General features: G+C 42.9%; 9 protein-coding genes. 5 read left to right on the top strand and 4 right to left on the bottom strand.

Features of this window, described 5'->3' with window-relative positions:
* Nucleotides 1-20 precede the first annotated feature (20 nt).
* The 4 genes from WFY05_RS00585 to WFY05_RS00570 form a co-directional block, all read right to left on the bottom strand.
* On the bottom strand, nt 21-2,000 hold the full coding sequence (locus WFY05_RS00585; RefSeq protein ID WP_340110760.1) for a glycoside hydrolase family 127 protein: 1,980 nt from the start codon (nt 1,998-2,000) through the stop codon (nt 21-23).
* Between the two features lie 66 nt (nt 2,001-2,066).
* Nucleotides 2,067-4,661: an alpha-L-arabinofuranosidase family protein gene (locus WFY05_RS00580; RefSeq protein WP_340110759.1), complete on the bottom strand. Its 2,595-nt coding sequence runs from the start codon at nt 4,659-4,661 to the stop codon at nt 2,067-2,069.
* A 35-nt stretch (nt 4,662-4,696) separates the two neighbouring features.
* Complete coding sequence (locus WFY05_RS00575; protein ID WP_340110758.1) at nt 4,697-6,508, bottom strand: glycoside hydrolase family 2 protein; 1,812 nt, start codon at nt 6,506-6,508, stop codon at nt 4,697-4,699.
* 19 nt (nt 6,509-6,527) lie between these two features.
* Nucleotides 6,528-7,697: a glycoside hydrolase family 43 protein gene (locus WFY05_RS00570; protein WP_340110757.1), complete on the bottom strand. Its 1,170-nt coding sequence runs from the start codon at nt 7,695-7,697 to the stop codon at nt 6,528-6,530.
* Nucleotides 7,698-7,945: 248 nt separating this feature from the next.
* On the opposite strand from WFY05_RS00570, the gene WFY05_RS00565 reads away from it, so the two are divergent.
* From WFY05_RS00565 to WFY05_RS00545, 5 genes are all read left to right on the top strand, one after another.
* Nucleotides 7,946-9,016: a glycoside hydrolase family 43 protein gene (locus WFY05_RS00565; RefSeq protein ID WP_340110756.1), complete on the top strand. Its 1,071-nt coding sequence runs from the start codon at nt 7,946-7,948 to the stop codon at nt 9,014-9,016.
* A 48-nt stretch (nt 9,017-9,064) separates the two neighbouring features.
* Nucleotides 9,065-9,988 (top strand): glycoside hydrolase family 16 protein, encoded by a 924-nt coding sequence (locus tag WFY05_RS00560; RefSeq protein WP_340110754.1) that lies wholly within the window; start codon nt 9,065-9,067, stop codon nt 9,986-9,988.
* Nucleotides 9,989-10,127: 139 nt separating this feature from the next.
* On the top strand, nt 10,128-11,549 hold the full coding sequence (locus tag WFY05_RS00555) for an L-fucose/L-arabinose isomerase family protein (protein WP_340110752.1): 1,422 nt from the start codon (nt 10,128-10,130) through the stop codon (nt 11,547-11,549).
* 67 nt (nt 11,550-11,616) lie between these two features.
* Nucleotides 11,617-14,562 carry a glycosyl hydrolase gene (locus WFY05_RS00550; protein WP_340110750.1) on the top strand — a complete coding sequence of 982 codons (2,946 nt, stop codon included), beginning with the start codon at nt 11,617-11,619 and terminating at the stop codon, nt 14,560-14,562.
* 128 nt (nt 14,563-14,690) lie between these two features.
* On the top strand, nt 14,691-15,686 hold the full coding sequence (locus WFY05_RS00545; protein ID WP_340110749.1) for a glycoside hydrolase family 43 protein: 996 nt from the start codon (nt 14,691-14,693) through the stop codon (nt 15,684-15,686).
* Nucleotides 15,687-15,794 lie beyond the last annotated feature (108 nt).

Below are 15,794 nucleotides of genomic sequence, written 5' to 3'. Positions count from 1 at the left end.
AGGATTATTTCACAATTCAATTAATTCTGGTCGATCCAAACTTTCATTTTGTTAGCTCCGCGGTTGTTCCAAACGAAGTAAGGAATCGCTTTAAATTGCTCATTTTTACCGCCTCCTGAAGCTTCTATGATTTCAACACCATGAAGCAAATTTTTATCAAAATTGGTACTGAATTCTGAATCAGCAGAGATGGCTACTTTGTCGATTTGCGGGTTATCCGCTTCTTCCAGACAATACACTATCGGGCCGCGTTCAAGAGCCACTTTACCCCGGTCGTCTTCAACTTTCTCGTTGGCAATCACTTTTTTTACTTCCATTGGTAGCGTCAACTCCACTTTGTCACCTTCCTGCCAGTTACGATCCAGAACTGCAAATCCTTTTTCCATTTCAAAGTCAGTTGCCTCTCCGTTAATTTTTATCGTTGGACGGGCAGAGGAAACATTTTTATACGCGTACAAATCGCTGGGTACAGGTTGATTTACCGACCAGCCGGGGATACGCAGTTTTAGGGTGAAATTGCTTTTAACGTTTGGTGAAATAATAAGTTTAACTGTATTATCCCAGGGATAGTTGGTTTCCTGACTAATGGCCACAGTCGTTTGATCCAATTCGACATTTGTTGAACTTTGAACAAAAAGGTTAACATACAGGTCCTGTCCGTAATGCGCATAAATATATCCGGCAATCGAAGGCATGAATCGCGCCAAGTTGGTGGGGCAACACGAGCAATCGAACCAGGGCTGACGAGTGAGTGTCTGGCCGCTGTTAAAATGATAATGCATGTCGCATTCGAGTGGATTCGGGTAAAAGAAATCCGTACCATTGAGTGCAACACCCGAAATAACATTGTTGTATAAACTTCGTTCCAACACATCGATATATTTGGCATCTCCTTTTAGTAAAAACATGCGGTAATTCCAGTAAACATTTGCAATGGCAGCACAGGTTTCGTTGTAGGCTGTCAGGTTTGGTAATTCGTAATTATCGCCAAATGCTTCACCCTCATGACGGGAGCCGATTCCTCCGGTGAGGTACATCTTTTTTGAGACAACGTTGTCCCAGATTTTATCGATAGCTGATGTGTAAGCCGAGTCGTTGTAGAACGCTGCAATATCGGTCATTCCGGCATACATGTAGGCTGCACGAACAGCGTGTCCAACCGCTTCGTCCTGCTGAGTTACCGGTTTGTGATCCTGGGTATATTCTCCATTGAGAGCATGCTTTGTGCTGTCGCCCCGAATATCGAGGAAATGCTTCGCCAGTTTCAGGTAATCTTCATTTTGTGTGATCAGATACAGTTTTATTAATCCGGTTTCAACAATCTGGTGGCCGGGAACTAAATTCGGATGTTCCTCATTAAAAACCTTAACCAATAAATCGGCATTCTTTAATGCGATATTCAGAAAGTTTGTTTTTCCGGTGGCTGTGTAATGTGCCGCAGCCGCTTCAAACATGTGTCCGCTGTTATACAACTCATGACTACACTCCAGGTTCTGCCATCTTCCTCCGGCAGGACACCAGCTTGCCGGTGCGTTAGTTGTATCGATTGTTTTGTAGGTAGTCAAATAACCATCATCTTCCTGACCAATCGCAATAATTTCTATCAGCGAATCAACGTAGGCATCCAGTTCCGGATCGGGAAAAGTAGTTAAAGTATAAGCTGCACCTTCAATGGTTTTGTATACATCGGTGTCATCAAAAGGCATTTCTCCCTTAACGGGACCTTTCATTTTTCCGCCTGCGATCAGGAAATTATCCAATCGTCCCAATTCTTCACACTTTTTAAAGGCGGCCGGGATGGTTGCTTCACGATTAACCAGGATCTTGGGCAACCAGAAATTGTCGTTGAGTTGTACTTTGTTGAATGCAACTCCCGAAATCGGGTAAGCCGATTGTACATCTTTACCTTCTTCGGAGTTTTGGCAGGCTATAAAAGTTACCAGCAAAATTAGGCTCAGAATGCTCTTGATAAATTGTAATTTATCCGGTTTAGGCTTCATTATTCGTTTAATTAAAAAATTGGTACTACAATCTTGAGCTTGCAAAATTGTAAAATTCTTACCGTTTTAATGATCTGAATTTAATCGGATAAGCGACAGAGAATAAGCAGGTAATTTGTACTCAAATTCGGACGACACAGAAATTGAGCTTGTTTTTGGTGTCGCTTTTTCGTCAGTAACTTCTCCCTGCAAGATTATTAACGCTGCTTCTTCAGTTGCAACAGGCAATTCTGTAAAATTGATTTTAGCATCAATTTGAACAGGTAAAAGATTGACAAGTTTAAGAATAAAATCGCCGGTTTTACTGTCTCGAACCAGAGAGGAACCCACCCGCTTTGTCACTTGTTCGTTCCCGTCTGAAAGTTTGATCGAAGAAGCAATGTATTCGTCGCCCGAATTCTGCCCAAAGAGTTTTTGAACGTAATAATCGGTGGTTAAGAATACGTTGGTATTGTTAAAATAGATCAGATCAGGATTCCATTGCGTATGGCCAAATTTAGCCAGTAACGGGGCATACGATGTCATGTTCACCACATCGGCGTTGCGTTCAACATTAATCAGGTGAAGCGCATCGCACAAGGCAGTCTCCATGTTCAGTCGTCGTCGGGGGATGTGTGTTGCATACTCGCCCAGATAAACCTTCGATTTTGAGCGGTCGTACCGGTCGTAATAATCCTGGTTGTTGATGTACCAGCCGGGAGGCTGGTAGTAATGTTCGTCGACCATCGGAAGCTGAAGTTCGGTGGCAAATTCCCATCCGGCCCTGTAATCCGATCCTTCCGAAAATGGCCCAACCGTCCCGATGACTACAATCTCAGGATATTTCTCCCGGATCGCGTCGTAAATCAATTTAAAACGTTCTTCAAAAATATCGGTTATAAGGTCTTCATTTCCAATTCCCACGTATTTCAGGTTGAAAGGTTCCGGGTGACCAGCTTCGGCCCTCAATTTCCCCCATTTTGAGTTTATATCGCCATTGGCCCATTCAATCAGATCGAGGATGTCCTGCACGTATTGGTCCATATCGCACAAAGCGACCCCACCTTGCTGTCCGTGCCCGCCGGTTGATGAATTCTGGCAAGGCACTCCGGCAGCGATAACCGGCAATGGTTCCGCACCAATATCTTCGCAGAACTGGAAATATTCAAAGTAGCCCAATCCCATCGACTGGTGGTAATTCCAAATATTGCGGTCGGGTTTGCGACTTTCCAGCGGGCCAATTGTATTTTTCCAGCGGTAAATATTATCGAGGCCGTCGCCATGCGTAACACAGCCTCCGGGGAAGCGCACAAAACGCGGATGCAGATCGGCAATGGCCTGTGCCAAATCCGGGCGCAATCCGTTTTTACGGTTTTTAAAAGTCTGCTGCGGGAAAAGCGAAACCATATCGAGCGCTAATTTTCCCGCAAATTGTGGAATAATCTGTAATGATGCTTTATCGGTACTTTCGCTTGCCGTTAAAGTCAATTCCAGTTTTTTCCAGTCGTTGTTTAACTTTTTTGTGGTGCCTTCTGCAATTACATTTCCACTTTCATCGAACAGGCGAATAAGCAGTGTCCCATTTGATCCTTCCAAACCTTTTGCAAAAACAGAAAAGTCATATTTTTCATTGGCTTTCAGTGCAATCCCGTCAAAGCCTTCGTTCTGAATTGCCTCACCGGTTTCGGAAATATTCAACACTGCATAATGCTTTTGGTTGGTATGAATGGGACCTACAGTATCAATAAAGAAATCTTCTTCGTTTCCCGTAAAACTCCAGGCTTTTTTACTGTTCCAGCTTCTGTCGCGGAACTTCCGGTCGGCCGGTGTGTATTCGAAGCCCCGGTTTTGGATGAGTTCGGCATACAGACCTCCATCAGCCGCATAATTAATGTCTTCGAAGAAAATACCGATCAGCATATCACTAATGGCCTTACTTTGGTTTGGATCAGCCGAAATCTCGGCACTTAGGGTCTTTAAATCGGCATAACGGTCCGCATCGTCGGTAAGACGTTCAGCACGTTGCATTTCACGGTATTTCGATTGTTCGTTGAACTGTATCAGCCCATCAATAAGCGACCACGGTACTTTGAAAATGGTTCCCAATTGTTTTTCGCCATCGATCACCACTTCCTTTCGTGCATTTAATCGCTCACTTTCCAATCCCTCAACGGTCGGCGTATAGTTCTTAAAATCAGTGGTAGTGGTTTTGTATACCTTTTGAGTTTCGTTGACTTCACTCAACCAGGTGATCAGGTAGTCTTTCTCTTCAGCCCGGTACGACACTTCCGGCAGCATTACATTTCCTTCGTCCATAACTTCCGGATACGACTGTGGTTGCCAGATGTACAAATCGTTTGTTTCTGCATGAGCAAATTGTCCCACCTGTTCGTTCAAGCTCCAGATGGCATGCCAGGTGCCTTCAATGTCCTGAAACAAAAACGGAGTAAGCATACGTTTCTGGCTTCCCCAGGCTCCGAAATCGCAAAACAAAAAGCGAAACTCGGGACCTATTCCGTGCCAGTTCTTCTGATCGACACTCCACGCATAATGCAATCCATTATGACCGTTGTTTTTTACGGTAGCGTAAGACATTAAAAAAGCCGAATCGGGCTCGTTGGCCGCTACATTTTTCGCCAGAAAAGCGATAATTAGAGTGCAAACTACGATGATATTCTTCATTTAATTTTGATTTTATTGCTATTAACGCCAGAGTTTTAATTTCCGAATTCTTCCGATTTTTTCCTGTAATACTCCTGCAGTACAAAAAAAGCTTTCTTTTTTCTTCCTTTTTCCGAAATGAGTCCTTTTCTATTCCAGCCATCCTGAACATCGGGTAATTGGCGGAGTGGCGACATAAAATCAGCCAGGATCCAGGGGGTCATTCCTGCCAGTCCGTCAATTTTATCAAACATGGCAATGCTTTCTTTGTAAAGATATTCCTGGAAATCTTCGCTCCAACGTGTCAAACTATCGGCATAAAATCCCTGTAAAGCGCCGCCTCCAAATTCGCTCACGATGATCGGCTTATTTTCATCGGAAGTAATGACTTTTTCACGGCATTCGTCGGGCAATCCGCCATACCATCCGAGATATTCGTTAAAGCTAACCACATCGAGATATTTCATAAGCGGGTCGTTAATGGTGTAATATTTTGCCGTATTTCCGTCGCCGGGCTGGTCTTTTTTACAAGCGGCCGACAAAAGCCGTGTACTGTCGATTGAGCGAACATGATCGGCAACGGCGCCCAAGAAGGCGTTACGTGCATCGGTAGGTGCTGTTTCGTTGGCAATCGACCAGATAATTGAACTTGCACGGTTGTAATCGCGGTTAATGACTTCGGAATACTGTTTTTTTGCTTTTTGAAGCACTTCCGGACTGTTCCAGTCGATGCCCCAGTACAAAGGCAATTCTTCCCAAAGCAGTATCCCCATTTTATCAGCTTCGCGAAGGATGTTTTCCTGATGCGGATAATGTGCCAAACGAATAAAATTACAACCCAGTTCTTTTGCCCAACCCAATACCAGTTTGGCATCGTCAGCAGAATTTGCCCGGTCGGCACGAAGCGGATTTTCATCGTGCAACGAAATTCCTCTCAGGAAAATTTGTTTGCCGTTCAACAAGATTTTTTTACCCTCCGTTTCAATCGTTCTGAATCCGATTTGATCTGTTACGATATCGTCCCCGGCTTTAATTATAACCTTGTATAATTTTGGATTTTTGGGAGACCAGAGTTCCAGGTTTTTTACGTCGATGGTAAAATTGCTGGTGCCGTCAGATCCAATAGTAACTTCTTCGCTCAATTTTAACTCAGGAATTTCGATGAGTGCTTTTTCAGGAAAAGATTCTCCCTCTAGCTCCAATTTTCCGTTGATCTGCCGGTTTTTTGAATGCAATGAATTTTTATCTAACGACAAAAAATAATTGCTAATAAAAGTATGGGGTACTTCAATCAATTTTACATCGCGGGTAATGCCGCCATGGTTAAACCAATCGGTAACCTGTGCCGGGATACCGTCTTTTATACGAGAGTTGTTTACTCCGATAATCAGGAAATTGTCTGTGGCTTTTATTAAATTGGTTATTTCGAAAGCAAAAGGGGTAAAACCACCTTCGTGTTTTCCCAGTACTTTCCCGTTAAAAGTTACAGTGCTGATGTAATTTGCAGCACCCACATACACAAAATAGCGTTTGTGGCTCGAAATATCAGTTTTATCAAAGGTTTTACGATACCAGATGCTGCCTTCGTAATACGAAAGCTCAGGTTTTTGAGCATCCCAGGCACCCGGAACCCACAGGGTTTGTGCATCATCAAAATTGTATTCTACACGATCTGTTTTGTCTTTTTGTTTGACATTTCGATAAACAGGCATAAAACCAATCTGTCCTTGTTCGTATGGGTCAAGTACATACTTCCATTTACCGTTCAGGCTTGTATGCTGTCTTCCATTTGTATTCTGGATAAAAACTTCCTGCGCAGAATTTAAAAAAGGAAAGAGTATTAAAGCAAATAAAACTATCTTCTTCATTTGTATTTTTCTTAATCAATTATTCATCAAAAATACTTAGGTCCCACTTGTCCTTCCATTCCAGCACAGGCAGGTTGTTCTTAAATTGAATGGGTAACCAAACATAGGTGGCATCAATTGGTCTCCTTGGATTCCATCGGTCGGCCATAAAAATGAAAGCATCTTTTTTCCCTTCAACTGGCAAAATGTAAGTGCTTTGTGAATGAAAAGTGAGATCTGCGTCCGGTCCTGTACAGGGATTTGGATGTTGGGTCCATGGTCCCCAGATGGATGGTGCCGTGTGCAAGCGTGCTGCATTCGGATCCCAGCCGGTACATCCCGAAGTGATCATAAAATAGGTGCCGTCTTTCTTAAATATAGCAGGAGCTTCGTTATGCCCGCCGGGAGCGACCCGGATGTATTTCCCGGTGTAGCTCAAATAATCATCACTCAACTCGGCAATGTTTAATGTCAGGTTTTCTTCCGAGGCATAAATGTGATAAGCTGTTCCGTCATCATCCACATACAAGGTCATATCGCGCGACATTTGTCCGCCTTCAAAATCGCGCCGTGTAAACAAACCGTCATCAACCGCTTTTCGCCATTCTTTGGTCCACCACTCAGGAAAGTCGCTTAATGTTGCTTTTGCATTTTTTTGTTCGTCGGTCATGTTCATCGGCCAGACACCGGCATTTGGTCGTAAAGACCGTAAATAGGTGTATGGCCCCGTTACATTATCAGCAACTGCAATTCCAACACGAGCTGCACTGTATCCTTTTCCTTTTAGTTCAAGATGGAAATACATCACAAACTTTTGAGTATTCTTATTGAAGATCACTTTCGGGCGCTCCATCACGCTGCCTTTTTCTATATCGCTGCCGGCGCTGTCCTGAACGGGCAAAGCTACCTGTTTAAATTTCCAGTTGTATAAATCTTTTGAGGAATAGCAGTTGATACCGACCTGCGCCGAACTGGTGCGTTCACTTTTATGTTCGCCAAACCAGTAATAAGTATCATTGAAAAATAATATGCCACCTCCGTGAGCATTAATGTGTACTCCATTGACATCGGGCCACATTTTGCCGGGAGTAAATTGCTTCAGAAAAGGAGCTGATTTATTTGTTTGAGCACATCCGTTTTGTAGGAAAAAGGAGCCTAACAAGGCAAAACTGAACAATAAATTTCTGATTCTTCTTAGATTTGGTTTCATCGATTTAGTTGTATAATTTTTAAACAATGTAAAATACTTTTCAGGCTGCACCAATTTGTATTAATGCAATAAATTAAGCCCTTCTTTGAATGATTTCCATAAATTTGAAAGAAATATTCAAAATGCAAAGTTAAGAACAAAAACTATGATCGCCTTGCTGTTGCTGAAAATCAAACTGAATATTAAGGTTGTCGGGTTTCTTTTAACAATGTAAATGCAAAAAACTTCGCTTAACTAAATCAATCGGTATGAATACAAATACATTTTTTAAGTTGCTGTTTATCTTCTTCCTAATAGCTCCGGCTTGTACAAATCAAAAACAGAACGGCCAGGGCGAAGAAAAAATGGAAGCCTATTTGATGGTTTATTTCAAAGACAATACGCACAGCCTTCATTTCGCTCTGAGCACAGATGGTTACACATTTACCAGTGTAAATGATGGAAAACCGGTGGTTGGAGGGGATACGATTGCAAGTCAGAAAGGAATCCGCGATCCGCACATTTCAAGAGGACCGGATGGTGCATTTTATATTGCCATGACGGATCTTCATCTTTTTGCAAAGCAATTGGGATATCGCGAAACTACCTGGGAGCGGTCGGGCGAAAAATACGACTGGGGAAATAACCGAGGTTTTGTATTGATGAAATCAATGGACCTGGTTAATTGGACCCACAGTAATTTTCTCTTCGATGAAGCTTTTGATGAACTAAAGGAAATCGGTTGTGCCTGGGCTCCTGAAACGATCTATGACCCGATTGAAGAAAAAATGATGATCTATTTCACCATGCGGATTGGACATGGATTAACGCATCTTTACTATGCTTATACCGACGATGATTTTACAAAACTGATCACCTTTCCGGAACGACTTTTTGATCATCCTGATTCGACCATCCAGATACTTGATGCTGATATCACGCCATTACCTGATGGGCGCTATTGTATGATGTATGCATCGCAGGAAAATCCGGTGGGAATTAAAATGGCTTTTTCCGAATTCATTAACAAAGGATACGAATACGATTCGACATGGATTGATCAGGAACCGCGATCGTGTGAGGCTCCTAATGTTTGGAAACGAATTGGCGAGGGGAAATGGGTACTTATGTATGACATTTTTAGCATCAGGCCACACAATTTTGGATTCCTTGAAACCTCTGATTTTGTTCACTTTGAAAACCTGGGACATTTTAACGAAGGCGTAATGAAAACTACAAATTTCACTTCTCCAAAACATGGATCAGTGATTCAATTAACCGGTAAAGAAGCGAAAACACTGGCCGATCACTGGGGAATGGAATTGAAATTTGATCAGTAAGGGAACAGAAATGTAAAACGAATTTGAGTTACCTAAATTAGAAGTTAAATGACTAATCAAAAGATGTTTACTGGTGTTGCGTACTCCTGCTTGTTGTTGATGATAATTATGATATTTTTGGGTGTACAGTCTTTATCTGCACAGGATCAGACTGAAAAGTCTTACTTTCAGAAAAACGTAAATAATAAGAAAGTTCAATTGGTTTGGCACGATGAATTTGATATTGATGGTAAACCCGATCCGAAGAACTGGAATTATGAATATGGTTTTGTGCGCAACCGCGAATTGCAATGGTACCAGCCGCAAAACGCCTTTTGTAAAGACGGTTTGTTAATTATTGAAGGCCGGCGCGAAGAAGTAAAAAATCCTGATTATGATCGCTCAAGCAATGATTGGCGTACCAATCGTGAACGTGCTGCGTATACTTCTTCGTGTGTAATTACCCGTGAATTACAGGAATGGCCTGTATTTGGCTACTACGAGGTAAGAGCAAGGATTAGTACAGACAAAGGTGCCTGGCCGGCGATCTGGTTGTTGGGAACAGAAGGTCGATGGCCCGGTAACGGTGAAATTGATATGATGGAGTTTTACAGGATTAATGATGTCCCGCATATTTTGGCGAATGTTGCCTGGGCATCTTCCCAGCGATACAAGGCCTCCTGGGACGATTCAAAGCATCCCTTTTCCAAATTTACAGAACAGGATCCTGATTGGGATGAGAAATTTCATACCTGGTCGATGACCTGGGATGAATCGAATATTCGGCTTTATCTCGATGATGAGCTCTTGAATGAGGTCGATCTCTCAAAAACGGTCAATCCCGATCAGAGAAATCCATTTACAAGCGAACAAAAATTTTACCTGTTGCTGAATATGGCTATCGGATCGAACGGCGGAGATCCTTCGGAAACCGATTTTCCGATTCAATTTGAAATTGATTATGCGAGAGTTTACAGATTCATAGACAACTAACAGCTGTCAGCATCGATAGATCCTGTTCTATTTAATTAGAATATCTGTATTTTGAGGGCTGGGATTTTTATAAAACATGAATTGGGTTCATGGGTTTACCGGTAGGAACGTGCAATAATATTTAATCAGTCATATCTGAATGGAAAACAAAATTAAAGTAGGACTCTTTGGAATCGGCCTTGACACTTATTGGCCGCAATTTGAAGGTTTGCTGGAGAAACTTAAGGCTTATCAGGAGCAAATTAAAGACAGAATAAGCGGCTTTGGAGTGGAAGTCATTGATGCCGGAATGGTTGATAATCCGAAGAAAGCGCGTGAAGCTGCCGATCTGCTGAAATCGCACGATGTGGAAATTGTATTTCTTTATGTTTCTACTTATGCATTGTCGTCGACGGTTTTGCCAGTGGCACAAAAGCTAAAAGTACCGGTTGTTATTTTAAATCTTCAGCCTGTTCCTCAACTCGATTATAACGGTTTTAATGACTTAGGCGACCGCGGAAAGATGACAGGTGTTTGGCTGGAACATTGCCAGGCCTGCTCGGTGCCTGAGATTGCCAGTGTGTTTAATCGGTCGGGTCTTCAATATGATTTTGTATCCGGTTACCTTGAGGAGGATGAGGCCTGGACGGAAATAAATGACTGGACAGAGGCAGCTCGTGTTGCTGTTGTAATGCGAAATAACAGGCTCGGTATTTTGGGGCATTATTACGGCGGTATGCTTGATGTATATACCGACCTGACCAAACAAAGTGCAACATTCGGTACTCACATTGAAATGATGGAAATGTGTGAATTAAAGAAACTTCGTGATGAGGTGACAGCCCATGAAGTGGAAAACAAGATTCGGGAATTTAATAATGTTTTTGACGTGGTTCCCGAATGTGATGCTTCCGAATTGGAACGTGCAGCTCGTACCTCGGTTGCGCTCGATAAACTGGTTCAAAGCCACAATCTTGGCGCTTTGGCGTATTATTACGAAGGTGAGCCGGGAAATGAATACGAAAACATTGTTACTTCAGTAATTGCCGGGAATACACTGCTCACCGGGAAAAATATTCCGGTGGCAGGCGAGTGTGAAGTAAAAAATGCCCAGGCCATGAAAATTATGGATGAATTTGGAGCAGGCGGTTCGTTTTCGGAGTTTTACCTCATGGATTTTAAAGATGATGTGGTTTATCTCGGGCATGACGGTCCGGCCCATTTTGCCATTGCCGAAGGAAAAGTAAAATTGGTACCGCTTCCGGTTTATCACGGAAAACCCGGGAAGGGGCTTTCCATTCAAATGACTGTAAAACATGGTCCTGTTACTTTATTGTCGGTGGTAGAAGGGAAAGACGAAGTTTTCCTGCTTGTTGCCGAAGGCGAATCGGTTGAGGGACCGGTACTTCAAATTGGAAACACAAACAGTCGTTATAAATTTACCATCAAAGTGAAAGATTTTATGAATCAGTGGTCGAAACAAGGTCCTGCCCATCATTGCGCTATCGGAGTTGGACACATTGCCGGTAAACTTGAAAAATTAGGACAAATTTTACAGGTGAATGTGGTTAAAATATGTTGATCTTTACTTGTTTATGATCAAATAATGAAAGTGTAGAATTTTATAAATAGCATATAAACACAGTAGTATGATACGTTTCTCAAAATATTATTTCATTCAGTTTGTTCTTATTCTACTTGTTTTTGGGTGTAAAAATGAGAATACAACTCAAAAGGATTCGAGCCAAATATTCGAAAGCATAAAAACCAATTTTCAGGAACCTCAGCGATCAAGCGGAGTGAACTGCTGGTGGTGGTGGTTAAATGGCAATGTCAACAAGGCAGCGATTACAAAAGATCTGGAGGCCATGAAATCTAAAAACTTTCAGGGCGCGATGATCTTTGATGCCGGAGGGCACAATCAACGAGGTAACGATGATATCCCAAAAGGACCTTTATTTGGATCGGACGAGTGGAATGAGCTGTTTGTTTTTGCCCTCGACGAAGCCCAAAGACTCGGACTGGAAATGGGATTTAATATCCAGAGTGGCTGGAACCTCGGAGGACCACGGGTAACACCTCAATATGCGGCAAAGCAACTTACTTATTCAGAAAAAAAATTGACGGGAGGGAAGAATGTCGAAATAGAATTGGAACAACCTCATACCCGTTTCGATTTTTACGGCGACATAGAAGTTCTTGCATTCCCGCTTAATTCATCTGCTGAAACTGAGGCAGGTATTTCTGATCTCGATTTGAAACTGGGATTTCACGAACTGGGTGGTTCTGCTCCCGATTGCCGTTTCCTTCTCGAAAATGAACCACGTTCTCGGAGGCAGGAAGTAAAAGGGGCTTATCACATTTCTTTATCGGAAATACTGGACCTGACGGACAAAATGGATGAACGGGGAAAACTGATCTGGGATGCACCGGCCGGTGAATGGGTAGTTTTGCGTATAGGATATACCTGCACCGATGCACGTGTTTCTACATCTAGTGGCGACTGGCAGGGTAAAGTGCTGGATTACATGAGTAAGGAAGCTTTCGATTTTTACTGGAACGATGTGGTGGAGCCGATTTTTGAAGCTGCCGGCGACCATGTGGGAACTACGCTAAATTACATGGAAACCGATAGCTGGGAATGCGGTGGCATGAACTGGACGGATAAATTTGCGGAAGAATTCATAGAATACCGCGGTTACGATTTGAAGAAATATTTACCTATTGTTGCCGGATACGTTATAGACGACATTGAAACGTCTAATGCTTTTCTGGCCGACTTTAGAAAAACCCTGGGTGACCTGGTAGCCTACAATCATTATGCACGGTTTCAGGAGTATGCACACAAATACAACATGGGCATTCAGCCCGAATCGGCAGGGCCACATGCCGGACCCATGGATGGAATTAAGAATTATGGATTTAACGATATTGTAATGAGCGAATTCTGGTCGCCATCGCCTCACCGGCCAAGGCCGGAAAACCGTTTCTTTTTAAAGCAGGCTTCGTCGGCTGCACATATTTACGGAAAAAAAATTGTTGGAGCCGAATCGTTTACAACGATAGGACCGCACTGGAACGACGAGCTCTGGCACGATCAAAAATCGGCTTTCGATCATGAAATATGCGCCGGATTAAATCGCATGTATTTTCATACTTTTACTAGTTCTCCTCCGGAAATGGGCCTGCCCGGACAGGAGTATTTTGCCGGGACACACGTAAATTCGCAGGTAACCTGGTGGAATCAATCAGGGCCGTTTATCGATTACATGCACCGCACACAATCGCTTGTTCAGGAAGGGAAATTTGTGGCTGATGTGCTCTATTATTACGGCGATCATGTGCCCAATGTGTTCCCTTATAAACATTCCGATCCGGCCGGAGTAATGCCCGGATTTGATTACGATGTGACCGATGAAAACATTTTCCTGCAACTGAAGGTTGAGGATGGGAAAATTGTTGTTCCGGGTGGTGTGGAATACCTTGTTTTGGCATTACCCGATCATAAAGTTTTATCGATGGCTGTGCTGAAGAAGGTTGAAGATCTGTTGCAACAGGGAGCGACGATTCTTGGATACAAACCGGAAAATTTAATCAGTTTGGTGGGTGGCTCGGAAGCTCAAACTAAGTTTAGTGAATTGGTCGATAAAATATGGGGACCCGGTTCCTCGGAAATGGGAGAAAGGAAGTACAAAAAGGGAACAGTTGCCTGGGGAGTGACGGCAAGAGATTATCTCCTTTCGAAAGGAATACAGGCCGACTTTGATGTATTGGAGAACGACAGTAAAACCGACTTTGATTACATTCACTATACAATAGGGGAGAGCGATATATATTTTATGACCAACCAAACTACACAGAAACAAAAAATAAACACACGGTTTCGTGTTACGGGCAAACAACCCGAGCTTTGGGATGCTTTAACCGGAGAGGTTCGTGAAGCCGATGCCTTTACGCAAAAGGATGGTCAAACAACTGTTCCGCTCACCCTTGAACCGTATGGAGCTATTTTCGTGGTATTCACCAATAAGATTTCTGAAAATGAAGCCGGTTCGACTCAACGAAATTATTCAGATTACAGAACGCTGGCTGAAATCACCGGAGAGTGGACTGTAAATTTCGATCCTCAATGGGGTGGACCCGAATCAGTAATTTTTCCTGAACTTTTGGATTGGTCGAAGCATCCGGATGAGGGAATTAAATATTATTCTGGAACAGCGGTTTATACTAAATCGTTGGATATTGATTTTGAGCCGCAAAAGGACAGTCAGTATTTCCTGCAACTTGGAAGTGTAAAAGATGTGGGTATCGCGGAGGTAAAAATCAATGGAAAAGATAAAGGAATTTTTTGGACGGCGCCGTTCAGAATTGATATCAGCGATGAATTGGAACAAGGGGAGAATCAGCTGGAAATAAAGGTGGTAAATTCGTGGTATAACCGTGTGGCCGGCGACCAAACGTTTCCCGATAAAAAACAATACACTTCTACCAACATCAATCTAAATCACGATTTTAGGGGCTGGCGTCTTGATGAGATTAAATTGGAACCTTCAGGATTGTTGGGACCTGTTACAATTGAAGAAGCAGTGCATTAAACGGGAATGGTTAAAGATTAGGACATTGTCTGAATTTGTCGACTAGATAGTGGTATACGAATGCTACTGATTTAATTAACTTTGACAAACTGGCTTATCAAGCAAATAGAACGAACAAACAAAACATTATGAAACATTTATTTAGTCTGCTGATTCTTGGATTGATTGTAACCTCAATTTACGCTCAACGGTGGAAGCCGGAATTAAAAACAGACATTCCCTTGGATTCAATTCGCTTAAGCGATCCGTGCATTTTGGCCGATCAGGCTACTCAAACTTACTATATGACCGGAACAGGTGGTTTGTTATGGAAAAGCAAAGACCTCAGCAAATGGACCGGTCCTTATATCGTGGCTAAAACTGACCCTGACTCGTGGATGGGGCCGCGACCGATGATTTGGGCGGCTGAACTGCATAAATATAAAGACAAGTACTACTACTTCGCCACCTTTACCAACAGGGCAGTTTACATCGATACGGTGCGGGGAAACGAGATCAACCGGAGAGCCAGTCATGTTCTGGTGAGTGACACCCCCGACGGACCCTATGTGCCCATGAAAGACAGTATTTATCTGCCACCCGACATGCCAACACTCGATGGTACTTTTTGGGTGGATAAAGACGGAAAACCCTACATGGTATATTGTTACGAATGGTTGCAAAACTGGAACGGAACCATAGAAAAGATTGAATTGAAACCTGATTTGTCCGGTACAATCGGTGAAGGAAAAGTGCTGTTCCGTGCTCATGATTCACCTTGGAGCAAAGAGCGTGATGATGAGGGAAATGTTGGTCCGAATAAAGTGACCGACGGTCCGTGGTTGTTCGAAACTGAGACCGGAAGACTGGGAATGATTTGGACGAGTTGGGTATTCAATGTATATGTTCAAGGTGTGGCGTATTCCGAAAGCGGAACACTTGACGGTCCGTGGATTCAGGAAAAAGAGCCCATCACTCCCCCAAATTTTGGACATGGAATGTTGTTCCAAGACTTGAACGGGCAATGGCTGATGTCAGTTCATAGCCATAAAAGTGTGAATGGGCGTTACGTCAGAATTCCACATTTGTTTAAAGTCGATTTATCCGGCGAAAAATTGGTTTTGGAAGGCCCTTATCAACCATAACAGGAAATTTATCCCTAAGACCTCCCTTTGCAATTTCTGGTGTTCATGTTAAGTTAATGGATTATCGGGAGACAATTTTGCATTTGAACTCTTTGTTTATTGCTAAAG

The organism is Maribellus mangrovi (assembly GCF_037646455.1).
Taxonomy (GTDB): domain Bacteria; phylum Bacteroidota; class Bacteroidia; order Bacteroidales; family Prolixibacteraceae; genus Draconibacterium; species Draconibacterium mangrovi_A.
The sequence above is the reverse complement of the archived record's forward strand: the minus strand, read 5'-3'. Positions and strand labels throughout refer to the sequence as shown.

Bases quoted from the DNA above. Each gene is read 5' to 3' on its own strand.
- WFY05_RS00585 (WP_340110760.1), bottom strand. From the start codon at position 2,000: ATGAAGCCTAAACCGGATAAATTACAATTTATCAAGAGCATTCTGAGC.
- WFY05_RS00580 (WP_340110759.1), bottom strand. From the start codon at position 4,661: ATGAAGAATATCATCGTAGTTTGCACTCTAATTATCGCTTTTCTGGCG.
- WFY05_RS00575 (WP_340110758.1), bottom strand. From the start codon at position 6,508: ATGAAGAAGATAGTTTTATTTGCTTTAATACTCTTTCCTTTTTTAAAT.
- WFY05_RS00570 (WP_340110757.1), bottom strand. From the start codon at position 7,697: ATGAAACCAAATCTAAGAAGAATCAGAAATTTATTGTTCAGTTTTGCC.
- WFY05_RS00565 (WP_340110756.1), top strand. From the start codon at position 7,946: ATGAATACAAATACATTTTTTAAGTTGCTGTTTATCTTCTTCCTAATA.
- WFY05_RS00560 (WP_340110754.1), top strand. From the start codon at position 9,065: ATGACTAATCAAAAGATGTTTACTGGTGTTGCGTACTCCTGCTTGTTG.
- WFY05_RS00555 (WP_340110752.1), top strand. From the start codon at position 10,128: ATGGAAAACAAAATTAAAGTAGGACTCTTTGGAATCGGCCTTGACACT.
- WFY05_RS00550 (WP_340110750.1), top strand. From the start codon at position 11,617: ATGATACGTTTCTCAAAATATTATTTCATTCAGTTTGTTCTTATTCTA.
- WFY05_RS00545 (WP_340110749.1), top strand. From the start codon at position 14,691: ATGAAACATTTATTTAGTCTGCTGATTCTTGGATTGATTGTAACCTCA.